This is a genomic window from Curtobacterium sp. ME12 (assembly GCF_903970855.1).
GTDB lineage: Bacteria > Actinomycetota > Actinomycetes > Actinomycetales > Microbacteriaceae > Curtobacterium > Curtobacterium poinsettiae_A.
The window spans coordinates 79,392-99,095 of the sequence record NZ_CAJCKD010000011.1; the positions used below are offsets into that span (position 1 = coordinate 79,392).

Annotated in this window: 21 protein-coding genes; 14 read left to right on the forward strand and 7 right to left on the reverse strand. The window is 72.0% G+C overall.

The features are described 5' to 3' along the window. Position 1 precedes the first annotated feature (1 nt). The 5 genes from H7A73_RS07775 to H7A73_RS07795 form a co-directional block, all read right to left on the reverse strand. Complete coding sequence (locus H7A73_RS07775) at positions 2–811, reverse strand: anti-sigma factor domain-containing protein (RefSeq protein ID WP_182065427.1); 810 nt, start codon at positions 809–811, stop codon at positions 2–4. Next, positions 808–1,353, reverse strand: a complete 546-nt coding sequence (locus H7A73_RS07780) for an RNA polymerase sigma factor (protein WP_071244624.1) — start codon at positions 1,351–1,353, stop codon at positions 808–810. Before H7A73_RS07780 ends, H7A73_RS07775 begins: the two co-directional genes overlap by 4 nt. 68 nt (positions 1,354–1,421) lie before the next feature. Further along, on the reverse strand, positions 1,422–2,054 hold the full coding sequence (locus tag H7A73_RS07785) for a class F sortase (protein WP_182065429.1): 633 nt from the start codon (positions 2,052–2,054) through the stop codon (positions 1,422–1,424). Between the two features lie 14 nt (positions 2,055–2,068). Then, the gene (locus H7A73_RS07790) at positions 2,069–2,908 is read right to left on the reverse strand and encodes a DUF4397 domain-containing protein (RefSeq protein ID WP_182065431.1); all 840 of its coding nucleotides are present in this window, start codon (positions 2,906–2,908) and stop codon (positions 2,069–2,071) included. Between the two features lie 109 nt (positions 2,909–3,017). Further along, positions 3,018–4,097, reverse strand: coding sequence for a hypothetical protein (locus H7A73_RS07795; RefSeq protein WP_182065433.1), 1,080 nt, complete (start codon positions 4,095–4,097; stop codon positions 3,018–3,020). A 128-nt stretch (positions 4,098–4,225) separates the two neighbouring features. On the opposite strand from H7A73_RS07795, the gene H7A73_RS07800 reads away from it, so the two are divergent. From H7A73_RS07800 to csrA, 13 genes are all read left to right on the forward strand, one after another. Then, on the forward strand, positions 4,226–4,528 hold the full coding sequence (locus H7A73_RS07800) for a flagellar FlbD family protein (protein WP_182065435.1): 303 nt from the start codon (positions 4,226–4,228) through the stop codon (positions 4,526–4,528). Between the two features lies 1 nt (position 4,529). After that, the gene (locus H7A73_RS07805; RefSeq protein WP_071244627.1) at positions 4,530–5,354 is read left to right on the forward strand and encodes a motility protein A; all 825 of its coding nucleotides are present in this window, start codon (positions 4,530–4,532) and stop codon (positions 5,352–5,354) included. A gap of 2 nt (positions 5,355–5,356) precedes the next feature. Continuing rightward, positions 5,357–6,286 (forward strand): flagellar motor protein MotB, encoded by a 930-nt coding sequence (locus H7A73_RS07810; protein WP_182065437.1) that lies wholly within the window; start codon positions 5,357–5,359, stop codon positions 6,284–6,286. 165 nt (positions 6,287–6,451) lie between these two features. Next, positions 6,452–7,330 (forward strand): flagellar motor switch protein FliM, encoded by an 879-nt coding sequence (locus H7A73_RS07815; protein ID WP_182065439.1) that lies wholly within the window; start codon positions 6,452–6,454, stop codon positions 7,328–7,330. Continuing rightward, the gene (gene fliN / locus H7A73_RS07820; protein WP_182065441.1) at positions 7,330–8,034 is read left to right on the forward strand and encodes a flagellar motor switch protein FliN; all 705 of its coding nucleotides are present in this window, start codon (positions 7,330–7,332) and stop codon (positions 8,032–8,034) included. Before H7A73_RS07815 ends, fliN begins: the two co-directional genes overlap by 1 nt. A 7-nt stretch (positions 8,035–8,041) precedes the next feature. After that, the gene (locus H7A73_RS07825; RefSeq protein WP_182065443.1) at positions 8,042–8,617 is read left to right on the forward strand and encodes a FliO/MopB family protein; all 576 of its coding nucleotides are present in this window, start codon (positions 8,042–8,044) and stop codon (positions 8,615–8,617) included. Continuing rightward, entirely contained in the window at positions 8,614–9,450 is an 837-nt protein-coding gene (gene fliP, locus H7A73_RS07830; protein ID WP_182065445.1) for a flagellar type III secretion system pore protein FliP, read from the forward strand. The genes H7A73_RS07825 and fliP overlap by 4 nt, the downstream gene beginning before the upstream one ends. A gap of 9 nt (positions 9,451–9,459) precedes the next feature. Further along, on the forward strand, positions 9,460–9,735 hold the full coding sequence (gene fliQ / locus H7A73_RS07835) for a flagellar biosynthesis protein FliQ (protein WP_182065447.1): 276 nt from the start codon (positions 9,460–9,462) through the stop codon (positions 9,733–9,735). Then, positions 9,735–10,493: a flagellar biosynthetic protein FliR gene (locus H7A73_RS07840; protein ID WP_071403902.1), complete on the forward strand. Its 759-nt coding sequence runs from the start codon at positions 9,735–9,737 to the stop codon at positions 10,491–10,493. Before fliQ ends, H7A73_RS07840 begins: the two co-directional genes overlap by 1 nt. Before the next feature lie 4 nt (positions 10,494–10,497). Then, the gene (locus H7A73_RS07845; protein WP_182065449.1) at positions 10,498–11,691 is read left to right on the forward strand and encodes a flagellar biosynthesis protein FlhB; all 1,194 of its coding nucleotides are present in this window, start codon (positions 10,498–10,500) and stop codon (positions 11,689–11,691) included. Then, positions 11,688–13,742 carry a flagellar biosynthesis protein FlhA gene (locus H7A73_RS07850; protein WP_182065450.1) on the forward strand — a complete coding sequence of 685 codons (2,055 nt, stop codon included), beginning with the start codon at positions 11,688–11,690 and terminating at the stop codon, positions 13,740–13,742. Before H7A73_RS07845 ends, H7A73_RS07850 begins: the two co-directional genes overlap by 4 nt. After that, entirely contained in the window at positions 13,717–14,682 is a 966-nt protein-coding gene (locus H7A73_RS07855; protein ID WP_182065452.1) for a hypothetical protein, read from the forward strand. Before H7A73_RS07850 ends, H7A73_RS07855 begins: the two co-directional genes overlap by 26 nt. A gap of 4 nt (positions 14,683–14,686) precedes the next feature. Further along, complete coding sequence (csrA, locus tag H7A73_RS07860) at positions 14,687–14,965, forward strand: carbon storage regulator CsrA (protein ID WP_182065453.1); 279 nt, start codon at positions 14,687–14,689, stop codon at positions 14,963–14,965. Between the two features lie 67 nt (positions 14,966–15,032). Here the strand turns inward: csrA and H7A73_RS07865 are convergent, their stop codons facing one another. Continuing rightward, positions 15,033–17,159: an acyl-CoA dehydrogenase gene (locus tag H7A73_RS07865; protein WP_182065455.1), complete on the reverse strand. Its 2,127-nt coding sequence runs from the start codon at positions 17,157–17,159 to the stop codon at positions 15,033–15,035. Positions 17,160–17,357: 198 nt separating this feature from the next. On the opposite strand from H7A73_RS07865, the gene H7A73_RS07870 reads away from it, so the two are divergent. After that, complete coding sequence (locus H7A73_RS07870; protein ID WP_182065457.1) at positions 17,358–18,824, forward strand: peptide MFS transporter; 1,467 nt, start codon at positions 17,358–17,360, stop codon at positions 18,822–18,824. A gap of 166 nt (positions 18,825–18,990) precedes the next feature. On the opposite strand, the gene H7A73_RS07875 is transcribed toward H7A73_RS07870, so the two are convergent. Then, positions 18,991–19,278, reverse strand: a complete 288-nt coding sequence (locus H7A73_RS07875; RefSeq protein WP_182065459.1) for a hypothetical protein — start codon at positions 19,276–19,278, stop codon at positions 18,991–18,993. Positions 19,279–19,704: the final 426 nt, after the last annotated feature.

Genomic DNA, 19,704 nt, shown 5'->3' on the forward strand with positions numbered 1-19,704 from the left:
CTCAGGGATCGGTCAGGGTGCCCCGGACGATGGAGTCACCGGAGTGCGCCGGATCACCGTCGTCGGCCTCGGCCGAGACGTCCACGACCGGGAACTCCGCGGTGTCGACGCCGTCGGGCACCGTGAAGCGGCCCTGGTCGCCGTCGAGGTAGCCGACGCTCACCAGTCCGCCGAGGTCCGACCGCATCATCCAGACCTCGCGCAGCGGACCGGTACCGGAGCGACCACGCTCTCCGTGCAGGTCGACGAGCAGGGTCACCCGGCCGTCCCGGTCACGTTCGAGCTCGGCACGGCCGGTCGTCCCCGACCAACCGGGCAGCGCTTCGAGCTCGGTGTTCGCCAGGACGGTCTCGGTGTCGCCGCGGGGGAGTCCGGGGACGATCCCCGACGCCACACCGATGCCGAGAACGACGGCGAGCACGCCGACGCTGGCGATCGCGGTGGCGAGGGCTCGGCGACGACGGGGACGGGATCGCGGTCGGCGGGCCACGGCCTGGTGCTGGGCGCCAGACCGGGTCCCGTCGGCCGCCCCTTCGGATGCGTGTTCGCCCGCTCGTCCGGGTTCGGTCGCCGGCACCGCAGCCTGTTGTGGCGTCCGGGCGATCTCGGCCGCGATCCGGTCCCACACGTGCTCCGGGGGCGCCGCGAGCGTGACGTCCTCGGACGCACGGGTCACCGCGGCGACCCGCTGCAGCGCGGCCACTTCGTCGCGGCACCGGTCGCAGGACGCCAGGTGCTCGGCGACGTCGTCCGCGGCGACCTGGTCGGAGACCGCGAGCATCGCCAGCGTCTCGTCGTCGACGTGCTTCATTCGATCACCTCCAGACGTGTTCGGAGCCGGGCCAGACTTCGGTGGATGTGGCTCTTGACGGTGCCGAGCGGCAGTTCGAGCCGTTCGGCGATCTCACGATGGCTGAGGTCGTCGTAGAACGCCAGTCGCATCACGCGTCGTGGGACCTCGTCGAGCCGCTCGAGCTCGCCGGCGACGAGTGCGCGCTCGGCCAGGTCGAAGGCCGGTTCCGGCGCCGGGGTGGTCTCCTCGACCACGTCCGGGTCGGCGGCGCTGGCGTGCCGTCGGCGCTCGTTCTGCGCGTCGGCGATGCAGTTCCGGGTGATGCCGACCAGCCATGCGCCGAGCGGGGCGCGGCCGGGGTCGTAGCTCGTGCTGCGCTGCCAGGCCTTCACGAAGACCTGCTGCGTGACGTCCTCCGCGGCGGCCGGGTCGGCCAGGGCACGCAGGGCCAGCGAGTACACGAGCGACGACCACCGTTCGTAGACGGCCCGCAGGGCGTGTTCGCCCCCGGCGCGGAACGCGTCGGAGAGCTCGCTGTCGTCCGGGAGGATGGTCGTCACGTCTTCCTGTCGCTGGCGTGGTCGTCGTCGACCACGATCCGATCGTAGGGGGCGGATCGTCGCCACGGTCAGGCCGGGACCGCGGTGACGACGAGGTTGCTCTCGTAGTGTCCGGTGGCTGCGTCGAAGGTCCCGCCGCAGGTCACCAGGACGAGCCGTCGTGGTCCGTCGTCACGGAACACCTCGCCCCAGGGGAGTCCCTGCTTCTCGAGCATGCTGACGGAGTCGATCCGCCACGTGGTCTCGGCACCGTCCGCGTCGGTCAGGGTGACCCGGGTGCCGGACGGGGCGTCGCCGAGCCGTGAGAACGGGCCGATGCCGTAGCCGACCGCGTCGACGTGGGCCGCGATGACGACGGTGCCCTCGGCGGACGACGGTGCGGCACCGAAGCGGTACCAGCCCGCGGTCGCCGGGTCGGGCGGGAGCGCCATCGCGCCGTCCTCGTCGACCCCCTCGGGGCGGATCGGCGCGCTGATGCCGGCGTGGTCGACGGTGATGGTGGTCGGGGCGGGGGCGTCCCGGACCGGGGGGATGGTCGCGGCCTGCTGCGGTACCTCGGTCGAGAACGCGGACGGGACCGGTGTGGGCGTGGTGGTCGGCAGGACGGACGGCTGCCCGCCGGGGGTGGTCCCGGCCGACGAGCACCCGGTCAGGGCGGCGGCCGCCACGGCGACGACGAGCGTCACCGTGGCGGACCGCACGGGGCGTGGCACGTTCAGCGGCGGGTCGCTGCGTGCGGGCGGCGGAGCACCACGGCCCCGATCGCGGCAGCGGCGGCCAGTGCGGCCGCCGCTGCGCCGACCAGGGGCAGGGGGCCCTGGTCGTTCGTGGCCACGAGACCGGCGTTCCCGGCGGGGACGCCGTTCGGCGTGCCACCCAGGTCCGCGATCGTCTGCGTGGCGAGGGCGAGGTCGTCGTCGTCCAGGCTGCCCCAGGCGTAGACGATGGTCGACGAGCCCGCGGTGACCGCGACGTCCGCCGGGCCGATCACGGGGTCGGTGGTCCCGGTGGCGGCGACGGTCGCCGACACGGTGCCGGCCGGCAGCTCGAGTGCCTGCTCGTCGGGGTTCGACAGGTTCGACACGACGGCCTTCCCACCGGCGAGGACGTCGACGGCCGGTGCGGCGGCGACGTGGCGGACGACCAGGCGTCCCTGGCCGGCCGCGACGGCCGAGGTGTCGTTGGTGAACACCGTGGCGGTCGGCGACCCGTCCGTGGCGTCGTGGGCAACGGCGGTGTAGTTGCCACCGGCGTCGAACGAGACGTCCGCCGGGCCGATGATCGGCTTCGACGCGTCGGTGGCGTCCGAGGCGGTGATCGCGAGCTGGTGTGCACCGGCCGGCACCATCATCGGGCCGGCGAGGGTGCCCGGGGTGAAGTCGTCGATGGCACGTTCGCCGTCGAGGTAGACGTCGACGGTGACGTCCGGCACGGCGTGGAGGACCGAGAGCGTCGCCTCGCCGGTGGCGGCGGTCGCAGCGGTCGCGGGCAGTACGGCCGCAGCGGCGGCGAACAGGACACCGGCGCTGAGGCCGGTGGCGAGTGTCTTGCGCATGACGTGTCTCCTTCGGGCCTGTCCGGGCCGGTGCGGACGACGTCGTCCTCGACGTCGTACCCCCACTACCGCCGGAGCACCCCGATCGGATGCAGCGATCTCCTGGGGATCACCTGAGACGGCGCCAGGCCCCTGCGTTGCCCGGACGCGACCAGGTCTCGGGATCGCCCGTGACGGCCTCGTCCCCGGCTCCCCGGTCGGTGAGCCGGTACGCGGAGTCCGGCGTCCACCCTGCGACGACGCTCGCGCGGCTGCCGTCGACCGGCACGGCGAGCCCGGACGTGCGGAACCAGCCCGCGACGGTCAGGTGCACGACGTCGTACTCGGTGGCCACCGCGGACCAGTCCGGCAGCACCCAGTCACCCTGCCGTCCGGTCGCCACGGCCCAGTCGTTCCGTCGGGTGGTCCGCGTCACGTCGAGCGGCCATCGGCGGCACAGCGCAGCCCAGTCGGCGGGACCGTCGACGGTGCACACGCGCGCCGCGGCATCGGGGGGCACGGCCGAGACGACGGCGTGTTCCTGCCCGAAGGAGTCCTCGACCGCCCAGAGTGCCAGCGGCCCGGCGGACGGGAACGGCGCTCGCGTGTGCTGCGCGAGCGGCCACGGCGGGGTCGTCCACCACACCCCGCTGGCCACCCCCGGGTTCCCTCCGGAGTCCTCACGACGCAGCTCCTGGGACCAGTCGGCGAGCGCCTCTGCCGCTCCCGGACGTCGGGGCTGGTCGTCCTCGTCGAACTCGACGGTCCATGCTCCGCCCTGCGGGTCGAAGAGCCGGCGCACGACCGGGCTGTCGACAGCCCACCGAGCGAGCCGTCGGAGCGCGGCAAGCAGTTCCGTCCGAGCGAGGAGCGCGTCCAGCGCATCGGGTTGTTGCCACCACAGCGCACTGTCCGCAGTCGACTCGAGCGCGACCACGACGTCGTCCTCGCCCACCGGCGGCAGGGACACCGCCGCGAGCGCGCTCGCCACTGCTGCCAGGTCCGGAGCCGGCTCGGGTTCGACCGCACCACCGATGCCGAAGAGCGTTCGGCCGTCGCCGCGTTCGACGCCGAGATGGTGCTCCGCCCAGAAGAGCAGGTCGCCGAGTCGCTGGGCGGCCGGGTCGTCGGGGTCCTGGACACCGCTGACGAGTTCCAGGCAGAAGCGCCGGCCACGCGGGTGGGCGAGCAGGTCCGAGGCATCGATCACCGAACCAGGCTAGTGACGGCCGCTAACGCACCCGCCGCACCCGCCGATAGTCCTCCGTGCAGGCCCACGGACGGGCCCGCATCCCGCCCCACGGACGGCGGCGGGACGATCGAGAACCAGGACGGGCCATGATCGTCGTCACACGACTGAACGGCAGCGGATTCGCTGTGAACCCCGATCTCGTGGAGCGCATCCAGGAGACGCCGGACACGACGCTCATCATGGTCGACGGCGCGAAGTACATCGTGCGGGAGTCGATGGCCGACGTCATCGACCTGATCGCCGCGTACCGCGCACGCATCGTCGGCATGGCCTACGGCACCGACCAGGCCCCCCGCTCGAACACGAACACCGGCCCGCAGCCCACGCTCGCCCCGGTCGCCGCGCTCCGCTCCACGCAGCACGGCCGCGCGCTGGACGGGGGTCGCTGACGTGGACATCGCAACGATCGTCGGCATCCTGCTCGCCTTCGGCGCCCTGTTCGGCATGGTCCAGATGGAGCACGTCGAGCTCGGTGGACTCTTCCTGCCCGCCCCGATGCTGCTCGTGTTCGGCGCCACCATCGGCTGCGGCATCGCGAGCACCACGCTGAAGGACGCGATCGCCAGCTTCAAGGCGGTCCCGAAGGCGTTCACCGGCAAGGTCACCCCGCCGGCGTCGGTCATCGACGACGTCGTCGGTCTCGCCGAGACCGCCCGCGCCAACGGCCTGCTCGCCCTCGAGCAGGAGGCCGACAAGCACGACGACCCGTTCATGAAGAAGGCACTGCAGAACATCGCGGACGGCACCGACGGCGACGAGCTGCGGATCCTGCTCGAGGACGAGATCGAGTCGAACGCGGCTCCGACCCGGAGCGCGAGCGCGTTCTTCATGGGCCTCGGCGGCTTCGCCCCGACCGTCGGCATCATCGGCACCGTGGTCTCGCTGACCCACGTGCTCGCGAACCTCGGCAAGCCGGACGAGCTCGGGCCACTGATCGCCAGCGCGTTCGTCGCCACCCTGTGGGGCCTGCTGACCGCGAACTTCATGTGGCTGCCGATCGGCGGCAAGCTCCGCAAGCTCGCCCAGCTCGAGTCGGACCGCCAGACGCTCCTGATGGAGGGGCTGCTCGCGGTGCAGGCGGGCAGCCAGCCCCGCCTGCTCGGTGAGCGGCTGAAGGCCATGGTCCCGCCCGCCGCCCGCGCCGACACGGGTGGCAAGGCCGGCAAGGCCGGCAAGAAGGCCGACGCGGCCGACGACCAGCAGCTGGCGGCCTGACTGTGAGCGCCAACCCCCGGGGCCGCGGCCGCGGTCGCGCGAAGAAGTCCCACGACGAGGCCGAGCACCCCGACGAGCGCTGGATGGCGTCGTACATGGACATGATCACGGTGCTGATGTGCATGTTCCTCGTGCTCTTCGCGATGTCCACCGTCGACCAGGAGAAGTACATCCAGCTGAAGCAGTCGCTCGCCACCGGCTTCGGCGAGGTCGACTCGCAGAAGATCGACACCGCGAGCGGGACGGTCGTGACGAAGGACCAGGTCGAGGACGGCTCCGGCTACTCGACGGACAAGTCCCAGGCCGACCACTCGACCGCCTCGTCGGGTACCAAGGACACCAACGTCGACCCCGCGTCGACGGTGGTGCCGACGACTGCGACGAAGCAGGACCTCGCCGAGGCGAAGCGGGAGCTCGACGACCTGACGAAGCTCGAGCGTGCGATCCAGCACAACCTGCGGCGTGCGGGCCAGACCGAGAACGTCCAGTTCACGGTCGATGCCCGCGGCCTCATCGTCCGCCTGGTCGGCAGCGAGACGTACTTCGGCACGAACAGCGCGGACCTGTCCGACCAGGCGCGGTCGATCATGGACGCCATCGCGCCGGTGCTGAAGACCTCCGACCACGACGTCAGCGTCGAGGGGCACGCCGACCAGCGGAACTCGACCGCGCCGTACGCCACCAACTGGGAGCTCAGCGCCGCCCGGGCGACCGGGGTCCTGCGCGACCTGGTCGAGCGGGGCGGGATGCCCGGCGACCACGTGCAGAGCGTCGGCTTCGGGTCGAGCCGACCGCTGGCGAAGGGCGGCACCGAACAGGACCTCGCGCTGAACCGTCGGGTCGACATCGTGGTCCTGTCGAACGCCGATCAGGACGTCAGCGCACTCATGCCGGCGCTGGCGAAGGCACAGGACGGAGCGCAGCAGGGCTGAGACAGGGAGCGCAGCAGGGCCGAGACAGGGAGCGCGGCAGGGCCGAGACAGGGGTGCAACAGGTCTGAGCCACGGAGCGCGCGGCGCGCAGCAGCGCTGACGCCACCGCCCCACTACGGGGTACAGCACTGACGGGTGGCCCACAGGTGACCGATAGACGCACCCGTGACCGAGACCCTGCCAGCGCCCGAGGTGTACGACTTCGCGCGCCCGTCGACGCTGGCCCGTGAGCACGCCCGGGTCCTCGAGCTCGCCTTCGAGACGTTCGCCCGCCAGTGGGGCACGCAGCTGACGGCGAAGGTCCGCGCGGTCAGCCAGGTCACCTGTGAGCAGGTGGCGATGACGACGTACGACGAGTACGCCGCGTCGCTGCCCGCGCTCACCGGCATGGTGCTGCTGCCGATCACCGGCCTGACCCCGAAGGGCGTGCTGCAGGTCCCGCTCGACGCCGCGCTGACGTGGGTGTCGCACGCGCTGGGCGCCTCGAAGCCGCTGCCGACGCCGGACCGCACCTTCACGCCGATCGAGCAGGCCCTGGTCCGCAAGATCGTCGAGGACGCCCTCGACGACCTCCGCTACTCGTTCGGCGGGCTGCTCGCGCAGGACGTCACGGTCGGCGGGTTCCAGTTCAACAGCCAGTTCGCCCAGGCCGCGCAGAAGGGCGACCTGATGATCGTCGCCTCGTTCTCGATCCGGGTCGGCGACCGCATCGCCCCCGGCACGCTGGCGCTGCCGGCCGAGGCCGTCCTGCCGCAGCTCGGCGAGGCCGCCGCGCACGTGTCGCCCGCCGACGCCCGAGCCCTGCTCGACGCGCAGCTCGAGAGCGTGCCCGTGGGCGTCAGCCTGCGCTTCGCCCCGGCCGGGGTCCTGCCGACGCAGGTCCTGCGGCTCGCGGTCGGCGACGTCCTGCCGCTGCCGCACCCGCAGCACCGGCCCCTCACCATCGCGGTCGACGGCGAACCCGTCGGCACCGCCGCGGTCGGCGCGAACGGCTCGCGCCTCGCCGGCATCGTCGTCACCACCACGAGCACGGAGCAGCACTGATGACCGAAACGACCACCCTCCACACCGCAGCGGCCGAGTCGCTCGCGGCGCAGCTCCCGACGGCCGCCCCCTTGACCGCGGTGCTCCTGCCTGGAGGCGCGACACCGGTCGTGCTCGACGCCGCGACGGACGCCGTGGTCGCGTCGTTCGTCGGCGGCCTGTCGGCCGACCTGGCGCTCGTGCTCACCGACCTCGAGTCGATCACGGCCGCCGGGGGCACCGACCACGGCATCGTGGCCGTCACGGACGTGCTGCGTCCGTCGCTCGAGGCCGCGGCCGGGGTCCTCGGCGTCGGGGTGCTCGGCGAGGCGAACCGCGAGTCGTCCGCGTCGCTGCTGGCCGACCCGGACACCGTCGTGTTCGAACTGACCGCCGGTGGCCTGCCCGCCGGGTGGTTCGGCATCCGGGTCCGCGAGAACGGCACGGTGTCCGCACCGGTCGTGGCGAACCTGCCCGCCGGCAACCTCGGCCGGATCAACAACGTCGAGATGACCCTGACGGTCGAGATCGGTCGCACCCGGATGTCGGTCCGCGACGTGCTCGGCATGGAGCCCGGCGCCGTCGTCGAGCTCGACCGCAGTGCCGGCGCCCCCGCCGACGTCCTGCTGAACGGCCGCCTCATCGCGCACGGCGAGGTCGTCGTCGTCGACCAGGACTACGCGGTCCGGATCACCCGCATCCTCGACGTCGCCGAAACGGTCTGACCCGCACGTGGACACCCTGGTCGTCACCCTCCGCGTCGCGCTCTCGCTCGGCGTCGTGCTCGCCCTCATGTGGGTGCTGCACCGCGCGAGCCGCAAGCGCTTCTCGGGCAAGCCGTCTGGCCGTCGTGCGGCGACCGTCGAGGTCGTCGGTCGGCAGGGCATCGGTGGCAAGGCGAGCGTCGTCGTGGTCGACGTCGAGGGGGAGCGGCTCGTGCTCGGCGTGTCCGAGCACGGCGTCAACCTGCTCACCAGCGGGCAGGCGCCCGCGCCGGAACTCACCATCGTGACCGGACCGGTGGCGCTGCCCGTGCGTCCCGCCCCGTCGGCCGACGCATTCGGTCGCGAACTCGCACAGCAGTCGGACTCGGCCACGGGCCTCCCGGCAGGCACAGACGACGTGACCCGGGCGACCGACGCGACCACCGCCGACGCGACCACCCCCGTCGCGCCACTGCCGATGCGCCCGCGCAACCGTCGTCCGCAGCGCGCCGTGCCGACCGCGCAGCAGCTGCAGGGCTCGATCCTGTCGGCCGACACCTGGCGCCAGGCCGCGGCGGCGCTGCGGAACCGGCGGGCCGGGTGACCGCGGCAGGGCCGCACCAGCTTGCACGGTCGGGTCGACTCGTCGCCCTCGTCCTGCTCGGTCTGGCGGTCGTGGCCGGGTTCCTGATGCTCACGACGACCGGTGCCCACGCCGCCGGTGTCGTCGAACCCACCGCCCCGGCGACCCCGACCGCCCCCGCGACCGGTGACTTCAGCGTCAGCGTGAACGGCCCGGACGGCACCCCGTCGTCGGCCGTGGTGACGCTCATCGGCATCACGCTGCTGAGCGTCGCGCCCGCGCTGATGCTCATGATGACGTCGTTCACGAAGATCTTCGTCGTGCTCGCGATGACGCGGAACGCGCTCGGGCTGCAGTCGATCCCGCCGAACCAGGTGATCGCCGGACTGGCACTGTTCCTGTCGCTGTTCGTGATGGCACCGGTGCTCGGGCACATCAACGACGACGCCCTGCAGCCCTACCTGGCCGGGCACCTCGACTTCAACCAGGCGGTCGAGATCGGCACGAAGCCCCTGCGGACCTTCATGCTCCACCAGACCCGCGACGAGGACGTCGCCCTGATCACCCGCGCCGCCGGGCTCGACAACCCGAAGTCGATGGCGGACGTGCCGATGACGACGGTGATCCCGGCGTTCATCATCTCCGAGCTCCGCAGCGCGTTCATCATCGGGTTCGTCATCTTCATCCCGTTCCTGGTGATCGACCTCGTCGTCTCCGCGGCCCTGATGTCGATGGGCATGATGATGCTCCCGCCGGTCATGATCTCGCTGCCGTTCAAGATCCTGCTCTTCGTGCTGGTCGACGGCTGGGGCCTCATCATCACGTCGCTCATCGAGAGCTACCACGTTGTCTAGGGGGCACGCATGAACCAGCAGGCCGTCATCGACCTCGTGCTCCAGGCGCTCCTGGTGTCCGGCAAGCTCGCCGCCCCGGTCCTCGTCACCTCGCTCGTCGTCGGCTTCGCGATCTCGTTGTTCCAGTCGGTGACGCAGATCCAGGAGGTCACGCTCTCGTTCGTGCCGAAGGCCGTCGCCGTCGCGATCGCCCTGGTGATCTGCGGCAACTGGATGATCTCGGAGATGATCGCGTTCACGCACGTCGCCTTCGACATGATCCCGAAGCTGCTCGGGGCCGGTTGATGGAGCTCAGCATCGACGCCGACCGTCTGGAGGCGACCATGCTCGCCGGCGTCCGGCTCGTCGCGTTCTTCGTCATCGCACCGCCGTTCTCGTACCGGGCGTTCCCCGGCACGGTCAAGGTGATCCTCGGGCTGGGGCTCGCCATCGGTGTCGCCCCGCGCGTCGCCGTCGGCTACGAGTCACTCGACACGGGGCCGTTCCTGCTCGCCCTGCTCACCCAGCTCGTCGTCGGGCTGTCCCTCGGGTTCCTGGTGTTCCTGGTGTTCGCCGCCGTGCAGTCGGCGGGTGCGCTCATCGACCTGTTCGGCGGGTTCACGCTCGCGCAGGCGTTCGACCCGCAGTCCCAGGTCAACGGCGCCCAGTTCACCCGCCTGTTCCAGATGACCGCGCTCGCGCTGCTCTTCACCTCGGGCGGCTACCAGCTCATCGTCGGTGGTCTGGTGCGGTCGTTCGACGCCGTGCCGCTCACCGGCACCTTCGCGGTGGACGGGCTCGCGTCGATGCTCGTGACCGCGATGTCGCAGATGTTCCTCGCCACCCTGCAGATCGCCGGTCCGCTCGTCGTCGTGCTGTTCCTGGCCGACGTCGGCCTCGGGCTGCTGACCCGCGTGGCACCGGCGCTCAACGCGTTCCAGATGGGCTTCCCGATCAAGATCGGCCTGACCGTCCTGTTCGCCGGCGCGCTCTTCATGGCCCTGCCCTCGGTGGTGTCGTCGCTGACCGGCGACGCCGTCGAGGCGATCACGGGACGGGGGTGACGACGTGTCCGACAGCGGGGAACGTTCCGAACAGGCAACCCAGCAGCGGATGCGCGAGGTCCACGAGAAGGGCCAGATCGGTCGCTCGCAGGACCTCGGGGCATGGATCGGGATCGCCGTCGCGGCGCTCATGATCCCGGCCGCGATCGGCAACGCCGCGGCCGCCGGGCAGGACCAGCTCCTCGCCGTGCAGCGGGTCATCGAGGACCCGGAGCTCGGTGCCGTGCAGGCCCTGCTCGCCGACGCCCTCGGATCGATGGGGGCGACCCTCGGCCCGATGCTCGCGGTCGTCGCGGTCGCGGTGCTCGCCGCCGCCGTCACGCAGGGCGGGGTGCACTTCCGCAAGATGACGCCGCAGCCCGACCATTTCGATCCCGTCGCCGGACTGAAGCGCGTGTTCGGCACCCAGGCGCTCTGGAACGGGGCGAAGGCGCTGCTGAAGACCGCCGTCGTCGGGCTCGTCCTGTGGTTCGCGGTGCAGGGACTCATGCCGGTGCTGATGACGAGCGGCTCGCTGCCGCTGTCGGCCGTGCTCGAGGCCGCCGCCGCCGGGTCGGGCACCCTGCTGCGCGCCGCGATCGTCGCCGGGCTCGTCCTCGCGGCACTCGACGTGTTCGTCGTGATCCGCCGCAACCGGAAGCGCACGATGATGACCAAGCGCGAGGTCAAGGACGAGAACAAGCGGAGCGACGGCGACCCGTTGGTGAAGTCGCAGCGCCGGTCCCGTCAGCTCGCGATGAGCCGCAACCGGATGATCCAGGCCATCGGCACCGCGGACGTCGTGATGACGAACCCCACCCACTACGCCGTCGCGATCAAGTACGAGCCCGGGAAGTCCGCGCCACGGGTGGTGGCGAAGGGGGCCGGCCCGGTCGCCGACGTCATCCGCTCCCGTGCCGAGGAGGAGCGGGTGCCGATCGTCCGCGACGTCCCGCTGACCCGGGCACTGCACGCCGCGTGCGAGCTCGGGCACGAGATCCCCGTCGACCTGTACACCCCGGTGGCCCGCGTCCTGTCCTTCGTGATGGCGCTCAAGGCCCGCGGCACCGCGGCCGGCACACACGCGCCGCCGCGACCGACCACACCGGACGAGGTCGCGAGCGTCATCGACCCCGCCACCCTGACCGGGGACCTCCGCCCCCGCAAGCTCCGCACACCGCGCATCGCCGAGAACCAGACCGAAGGACTCCCCGCATGAACCGCAAGGACCTGCCGAAGCTCGTCGTCCCGGTGTTCATCGTCGGCATCATCCTGCTGCTGATCCTGCCGGTGCCGTCCTTCCTGCTCGACTTCCTGATCATCATCAACATCCTGCTGGCACTGGTGATCCTGCTCACGACGCTGTTCGTGAAGAAGCCGCTCGACTTCTCGGTGTTCCCGTCCCTGCTGCTCGTCGCGACGCTGTTCCGGCTCGGCCTGAACGTGGCGTCCACCCGGCTGGTGCTCGGCGAGGGGTTCGCCGGTGACGTCATCCAGGCGTTCGGCCACGTCGCCGTCTCCGGGTCGATCATCATCGGCGCGGTCATCTTCCTGATCCTCATCGTCATCCAGTTCGTCGTGGTGACGAAGGGCGCCGAGCGCGTCGCCGAGGTCGGGGCACGCTTCACCCTCGACGCGATGCCGGGCAAGCAGATGGCGATCGACGCCGACCTGAACGCCGGGCTCATCACCGACGAGCAGGCGAAGGAGCGCCGCGCCGCGGTGTCCGCCGAGGCCGACTTCTACGGCGCGATGGACGGTGCGTCGAAGTTCGTCAAGGGCGACGCGATCGCCGGCATCCTCATCATCATCATCAACCTGGTCGGCGGCATCGCGATCGGCATGCTGCAGAACGGGCTGTCCGTCACCGACGCGCTGTCGAAGTACGGCATCCTGACGATCGGCGACGGCCTGGTCACGCAGATCCCCGCGCTGCTCATGGCGGTGTCGACCGGCATGATCGTCACCCGGTCCGGCGCGGAGTCCGAGATGGGTTCCTCGGCCGCGACGCAGCTGTCGCAGTCCCGGAACGCGCTGATGATCGCCGGTGTCGCCGCGATCGCGATGGGCTTCATCCCGGGCATGCCGATCCTGCCCTTCCTGCTCGTCGGTGCGACCCTGCTCGTCACGGGCTGGCGCATCGGCCGGAACGCCGCCCGGGCCGAGGCCGACGCCGCCCAGCAGCAGGCACTCGCGGCGGCTGCACCGACCGGCGACACCCCGGAGGACCTGCTCGAGCAGATGCGCGTGCACGCCCTCGAGATCCTGCTCGCGCCCGACCTCGTCGACATGGTGTCCGGCGCCTCCGACGACCTGCTCGGTCGGGTGCGTGCGCTCCGCCGCAAGATCGCGATCGACATGGGCATCGTCGTCCCGCCGGTGCGCACCCGCGACTCGATCGACCTGCCGCCGTCGACCTACGCCATCCGGATCGCCGGCGTCGAGGCAGGTCGGGGCACCGCGCCCGCCCGCAGCGTCCTGGCGCTCGGCGACCACCTGGACGGCCTGCCCGGCACCTCGACCGTCGAGCCGGTCTTCGGTCTGACCGGCAAGTGGGTGCCCGCCGAGCTCCGGCACGCCGCCGAGATGACCGGCGCGACCGTGATCGACCGGGTCTCGGTGCTCGTCACCCACCTGCAGGCGGTCATCGGCGACAACGCGGCACGCCTGCTCACCCGCGAGGACGTCAAGGTCCTGACCGAGGGCGTCAAGCAGGTCAACCCTGCCGCGGTCGAGGAACTCGTCCCCGGCATGCTCTCGATGGCCGAACTGCAGCGTGTGCTGCAGGGCCTGCTCGCCGAGCGCGTGCCGATCAACGACCTCGGACGGATCTGCGAGGCCCTCACGCTCCGCGCAAAGGTGTCGACCGACCCCGAGGGGCTCGTCGAGTCCGCCCGTGCGGCCCTCGGGCCGGCCCTCGCCGCCCGGCACACCGACGCCGGCACCCTGCGTGTCATCATGATCGACCCGATGCTCGAGCAGTCGATGCTCGAGGGGCTCCGGCCGTCCGAGCAGGGCAGTCAGATCGTGCTCGACACGCACCGCATCGAGCAGGTCCTGGGCTCCGTCCGCGACGCCGTCCGCTCCGTGGAGGACCAGGGGCTCTCCGCCGTCCTGGTCTGTGCCCCGCAGCTCCGACCGGCCGTGCACCGCATGGTCGCCGCCCAGTCGAACGGGCTCCCGGTGCTGTCGTACCAGGAAGCCACCGCCGCGGGCGCCACCATCGAGACCGTGGGAGTGGTCCGTGCCGCCGACCCGATTGCAGCGTAGCGGCGCCACGCTCGAGTCGGTCCGCGACGCGGTCCGGACCGAGTTCGGCGCGGGTGCGCGCATCGTCGCGGCCGAACGCGTGACCACGCCGGGCTTCGGCGGACTGTTCCGCAAGGCGCACGTCGAGGCCACCGTCGAGGTGCCGGAACCGGGGGACCAGCCAGTCGCCCGTGTGGCCATCGCCGACTCGCCCGTGCAGCGCGTCGGCATCGCCGCACTGCTCGCCGACGCCGAGGCGGCCGAGGCACGCATCGCGGGCACCGACGGCACCGCGACGACGCGGGCCGACGCCTTCGCGTCGGTGCTCGACGGGTTCCAGGCGGACGGGATCACGCCGAGCGCCCCGCGCCCGGCGCGCGCGCCGTCCGATCCGGACGTGCCAGCCGGGGTCGACCCGCGCCTCCAGGCCGCCGTCGACGCGCAGACGGCGGTCGACACGCAGGCGGCGGCCGTCGCGCAGCCGGTCGTCGAGACCCGGTCGGGAGGCCCGTCCCGCGTCCTCGACGCGCCCTCGCCCGCACCGGTGGCCCGTTCCACCGCGCCGGCCGTCCGGTCCGCGGACGGTGACCTGGTGCTCCTGGTCGGGCGGCCGAACGACGTCGACGCGGCCGCCGGGCTCTTCGCGGTGCGGCACGCGCTCCGGCCGACGGACGCCGCCGACCGCCGTGCGGCGATCCTGGCGCGGGCCGACGGTGTCCGCGACGGTCACGCCGTGCTCGCCGTCGCCGCGTGGGACGACCGGGTGACCGGCGACGCGCTGCAGGCCGACCAGGTGTGGGTCGTGGTCGACGTCGGGCGGAAGCCTGCGGACTCGGCCGCGATGGTGGACGCGGTGGCATCGAGGCTGCCCGTGGTCGGCGTCGTCGCGATCGGTGCGGGCGAGACCGCCACGCCCGGGTCGGTGGACCTGCTGGGGCTCCCCGTCGTGTCGCTAGGCTGAACGGGTGCTGGTACTCACGCGGAAGGTCGGCGAGCGGATCCTCGTCGGCGACGACATCGTCATCACGGTGCTCGACTCCCGGGGCGACGGCGTCCGGATCGGCATCGACGCCCCGCGCGGCGTGAAGATCCAGCGCGAAGAGGTCGTGCGTGCGGTCGCCGAGGCGAACGCCGAGGCCGCCGCTGCCGGTGACGACGCCGAGGCGCAGCTGCGCGCGGCGCTCGGGGCCCGCGGTGGGGCTGCCGCGGGCGGCCCGACTCCGCCGGAGCCGACCGACTCCTAGCGGCCGACGCGGCCACGCCCGTCACGGGCGCGGCCGCGCGTCGTTCACGGACGGCGCTGCGCGTTCGTCACGGGCGGGGCTTCTTCTCCTGCTCGGGCAGCCGGCCCGCGGCGGCCTCGGTGGCGAACCAGGCGCGTGCCTCGTCCTGCCGGGCCTGCTCGGCACCGAGCGCGATCGGTGCGCGGACGTGACCGGGCTCGTACCCGAAGGTCTCGATCAGTTGCGGCACGATGGGCCGGACCCGGGCGACGAGCCGGTCGATGTACGCCGACACCGCACGGCCACGCTGCGCCGACAGACGGCCGTGCAGCAGGTACCAGTCCAGGTGCTGCTCGAGCAGGCCGAGCGCGAACAGGTCGCGCAGCCAGACGAGCACACGACGGGTGTCGCCCTCGGTCACCTCGTCGAGCGCCTCGGTGAAGGCGTCCCACTGCATGAGCTCGGCGTGCGCCTTCGACGCCTCGATGAGCTCGTGCTGCGAGCGGTTCAGCAGTCGGGCGGCGCGGGCTCGGTCCTTGCCGGCCGACGCCAGGCGCATGCCGATCTCGGCGACCATGGTGTCGACCCGACCGGCGAGCAGCTCGCGCTGCGTGCGGGGGTCCTGCAGGTCGGCGACGCTCGCGGCCAGCGAGCCGCGGTCGGCCACGGTCTGGCCGAGGCGGCGGATCCCGGACGCGTCGGCCAGCTTCGACGCCGCGACGGCCGCCACGAACTTCGCGGTCGACGCCGGGTCCTTCGGGGCCTTCGCACGGAACTCGGTCAGCAGGCGCTTGCCGACGAGCTGCAGCAGCACGGTGTTGTCGCCCTCGAACGTCACGTAGACGTCGAGGTCGGCGCGGAGCCCGGTCAGACGGTTCTCGGCGAGGAACCCGGCACCGCCGCAGGCCTCGCGGGCCTCCTGCAGGGTGTCGAGCGCCGACCAGGTCGACATCGACTTGAACGCCGCCGCCTGGGTCTCCAGGTCCTCCCGTCGCTCCGGGGTGTCCTCGCGCCCGCTGAAGACGTCGTCGAAGGTGCGCAGGAGCTTCTCGTGCGCGAACGACTGCGCGAACACCGTCGCCAGGCGCGGGATGAGACGGCGCTGGTGCCGGCCGTAGTCGAGCAGCACGCCCTCGGTGCCGTCACCGGTCGGGAACTGACGGCGCTGCATCGCGTACGTCAGGGCGATCTGCAGCGCGATCTTCTGCGCCACGACCGCGGCGCCGTCGAGCGAGACCCGGCCCTGCACCAGGGTGCCGAGCATCGTGAAGAACCGGCGGCCGGGCGAGGCGATCGGAGACGAGTAGGTGCCGTCCGCGGCGACGTCGCCGTAGCGGTTCAGCAGGTTCGTGCGCGGGACCCGGACGTGGTCGAACGCGAGCCGGCCGTTGTCGATGCCGTTCAGGCCGCCCTTCGGACCGTCGTCCTCACCGCTGACGCCGGGCAGGAACGCCCCGTCGGCGTCGCGGAGCGGGACGTAGAAGGCGTGCACGCCGTGGTCGACGCCCGCGGTCACGAGCTTCGCGAACACGACGGCGGCGTGGCCGTGCAGGGCCGCGTTGCCGATGTAGTCCTTCCAGGCACCGCGGAACGGCGTGTGGATCTCGAACTCCTCGGTCGCGGGGTCGTACGTGGCCGTCGTGGCGATGCTCTGCACGTCCGAGCCGTGGCCGGTCTCGGTCATCGCGAAGCAGCCGGGGACCTCGAACGAGACGATGCCCGGCAGGAACTCGCGGTGGTTCGCCTCGGTGCCCAGGTGGTGCACGGCGGACCCGAACAGTCCCCACTGCACCCCGGCCTTGATCTGCATCGACGGGTCGGCGGTGACGAGCTCCTCGAACGCCGCCAGGTTGCCGCCGTGGTTGCTCTGGCCACCGAACTCGGCGGGGTAGGGGCGCTGGATCGCCCCGGCGTCCACCAGGGTCCGGAGCTGCTCGAGCACGCGGGCCCGGTGCTCGGGGATCGGCTGGCCCTCGATCTTCTGCATCGCGGGGTCGAGCGCGAGCCGCCGGGAGATCCGGCGGTCCTCGGCCCAGCGTCCGAGCAGGAGTTCCTGCACCAGCTCGACGTCGATGCGGACGTCGGTGTCCGTGCCGGCGGTCGGGGTGCCCGCTGCCGGGTCGCCGGCGGCGTCGGCGTTCGGCGCGTCGACGTCCGTCGCGGTGTCGTTGCCGCTGGCGGGGGTGGTGCGCTGGGCGGGTGCGGTGTCGACCATGGGCGGAGTCCTCCTGAACTGCGGTGTCCGTGTTGCACCGTCCACGCTAGACACCGGTGCCGACAGTGGCGGGAACGCCGTGCGGGCCGCACAAGCCCGTGTCGTCGGTGCCGTCACGAGGTCGTGGGAACCCTCCAAAGACCTGAGCCGTGTTCGACGATTCGGCGTGCGCACCCCGCCAGGGGCAGACTGGCCGCCATGTCACGTACCACCCCCGCGGACCGCGGAAGCCGTCCCGGACGCACCTTCTTCGGGCAACCGTTCGAGCTCTCGACACCGTTCGCCGTGGAGCTCTGGGAGCGGTTCTCGTTCTACGGCATGCAGGGCATCGTCCTCATCTACATGTACTACACGGTCACGCAGGGCGGCCTGGGGATCGACAAGGGCATCGCCACCGGGATCATGGGTGCCTACGGCGGCGCGGTCTACCTGTTCACGATCATCGGGGCGTGGATCGCCGACCGGCTGATCGGTGCGGACCGGACCCTGTTCGGCAGCGCGATCGTCGTGATGCTCGGGCACATCGCCCTCGCGCTCATCCCCGGGGTGGCCGGGGTCGGGGTCGGCCTCGTGCTCATCGCGCTCGGCTCCGGCGGACTCAAGGCCACCGCCACGACGATCGTCGGCGGCCTCTACAGCCGCGAGGACCCGCGCCGCGACGCCGGCTTCTCGCTCTACTACCTCGGCGTGAACCTCGGGGCGTTCTTCGGACCGCTGCTCACCGGGCTGCTGCAGAGCTCGCTCGGCTTCCACTGGGGCTTCGGTCTGGCCGCCGTCGGCATGGCCGCGGGTCTGGTGCAGTACGCGATCCGGCGGCGGAAGCTGCCCGAGGTCGTCCGCCAGGTGGCGAACCCCGTCGACCGCCGCCGCCTGCCGCTCATCGGTGCCGGCGTGGTCGTTGCGCTGGTCGTCATCGTCGTCGCCGTGCTGACCGGCCTGCTGACCGTCGGCAACCTGCCCACCGTCGTGGTGGCGGTTGTCGTGCTGGCCACCATCGGCTACTTCGTCGTGATCCTGTCGAGTGGCATCACCCGTGACGAGCGGTCGCGGGTCTTCGCGTTCATCCCGCTGTTCATCGGCAGTGCCGTGTTCTGGTCGCTCTACCAGCAGCAGTTCACCGTCGTGACGGTCTACTCCGACGAGCGTCTCGACCGCTCGCTGTTCGGCTGGGAGATGCCGGTCTCGTGGGTGCAGTCGATCAACCCGGTCTTCATCATCGTGCTGTCCGGCGTCTTCGCGGCGCTGTGGACCAAGCTCGGCGACCGCCAGCCGTCCACCCCGACGAAGTTCGCGCTCGGCACCGGGATCATGGGGCTCGCGTTCCTGCTCTTCCTGCCGTTCACCGGCTCGGGCGAGAACGGCACGCCCCTGCTCGCGCTCGTCGGCATCCTGCTGGTCTTCACACTCGCGGAGCTGCTGCTCTCGCCCGTCGGCCAGTCCGTCGCCACGAAGCTCGCGCCGCCGAAGTTCCAGACGCAGATGGTCGCGCTGTTCTTCTTGTCGGTGTCGCTCGGCACCGCCGTCACCGGGGTGCTGTCCCGCTACTACGACCCGACGAACGAGGCACCGTACTTCACGATCCTCGGCCTGGTCGCCGTCGTGGTGGGCGTGGTCCTGCTGCTCCTGGCCAAGCCGGTGCTGCGGCTCATGCGCGGCATCCGGTAACCTGAGCGGAGCCACACGCCGACGCAACCAAGGAGTCACCACCCATGCTCGAACTCATCGCAGGGATCATCATCGGCGTCGGCGTCCTCGGCGGCGTCGGGTGCTGCATGGCCGTCGCGGCCATGATGAAGAGCGGCTCCGAGGAGTACTGAGTCCCTGACCCGGACTACTCGCCGCTGTCGGTCGTGACCGGCACCAGCTGACGACTCAGGACGGTCGCGCGCTCGAAGGGGCCGCGGCCGTCCTTCGTGTACACGGGCTCCTCGAAGGCGACGGTCCACGTGCGCTGCGTCCCTCCGATCTGGCTGCCGCCGGGAGCCACGATCACCCCGATCGGCTCGTCGGCCCACTGCTCGCCACCCCGATCGGTGTCGACGACCTGCACGAGGGCCCCGATGCCGAGACCGGGACTGTCGTCGGGGCGGGGACTGGGGGAGCGGCGGCGTCCGAACACGCCACCACCGTAGCGGCGAGCGGTCCTGGAACGTCTGTGCGGCACCTGTCGACACGCTGACGGCCCGGCCGCTGGCTGGTCAGGACACCCCGCCTGCGGGCGTCGAGTGGTCGCGAACTGTCGGCGGCGGCGCCGCCAGGCGACGGTTCGTGACCCCTCGGCGGAGGTGAGCGGGGTGTTGCGACCGGCGGGACGACGGCCGGGAGGCCCGTGGCGGGCCCGCACCGCGCCTCCAGGCCGTCGTCGGTACCGGCTGCACGGGGGGGCGCGGGGGCACCGGGAGGGACGGGGGGGGGGGGGGGGGGCAGGGCGTGGGCGAGTGGTCAGGTCTGGGGGTACCTGCGCGGACGGCGGAGCAGAGTGACATGCGCCGGAGGTGGTGTGGGATGGGGATGAGAGGTGAGAGTGAGGCGTCGTCGTGTGAGG

What these genes read in the sequence shown, in the direction of transcription:
- H7A73_RS07775 (WP_182065427.1), bottom strand. Translation starts at nt 811, where the DNA reads ATGAAGCACGTCGACGACGAGACGCTGGCGATGCTCGCGGTCTCCGAC.
- H7A73_RS07790 (WP_182065431.1), bottom strand. Translation starts at nt 2,908, where the DNA reads ATGCGCAAGACACTCGCCACCGGCCTCAGCGCCGGTGTCCTGTTCGCC.
- H7A73_RS07800 (WP_182065435.1), top strand. Translation starts at nt 4,226, where the DNA reads ATGATCGTCGTCACACGACTGAACGGCAGCGGATTCGCTGTGAACCCC.
- fliN (WP_182065441.1), top strand. Translation starts at nt 7,330, where the DNA reads ATGACCGAAACGACCACCCTCCACACCGCAGCGGCCGAGTCGCTCGCG.
- fliQ (WP_182065447.1), top strand. Translation starts at nt 9,460, where the DNA reads ATGAACCAGCAGGCCGTCATCGACCTCGTGCTCCAGGCGCTCCTGGTG.
- H7A73_RS07840 (WP_071403902.1), top strand. Translation starts at nt 9,735, where the DNA reads ATGGAGCTCAGCATCGACGCCGACCGTCTGGAGGCGACCATGCTCGCC.
- H7A73_RS07850 (WP_182065450.1), top strand. Translation starts at nt 11,688, where the DNA reads ATGAACCGCAAGGACCTGCCGAAGCTCGTCGTCCCGGTGTTCATCGTC.
- H7A73_RS07865 (WP_182065455.1), bottom strand. Translation starts at nt 17,159, where the DNA reads ATGGTCGACACCGCACCCGCCCAGCGCACCACCCCCGCCAGCGGCAAC.
- H7A73_RS07870 (WP_182065457.1), top strand. Translation starts at nt 17,358, where the DNA reads ATGTCACGTACCACCCCCGCGGACCGCGGAAGCCGTCCCGGACGCACC.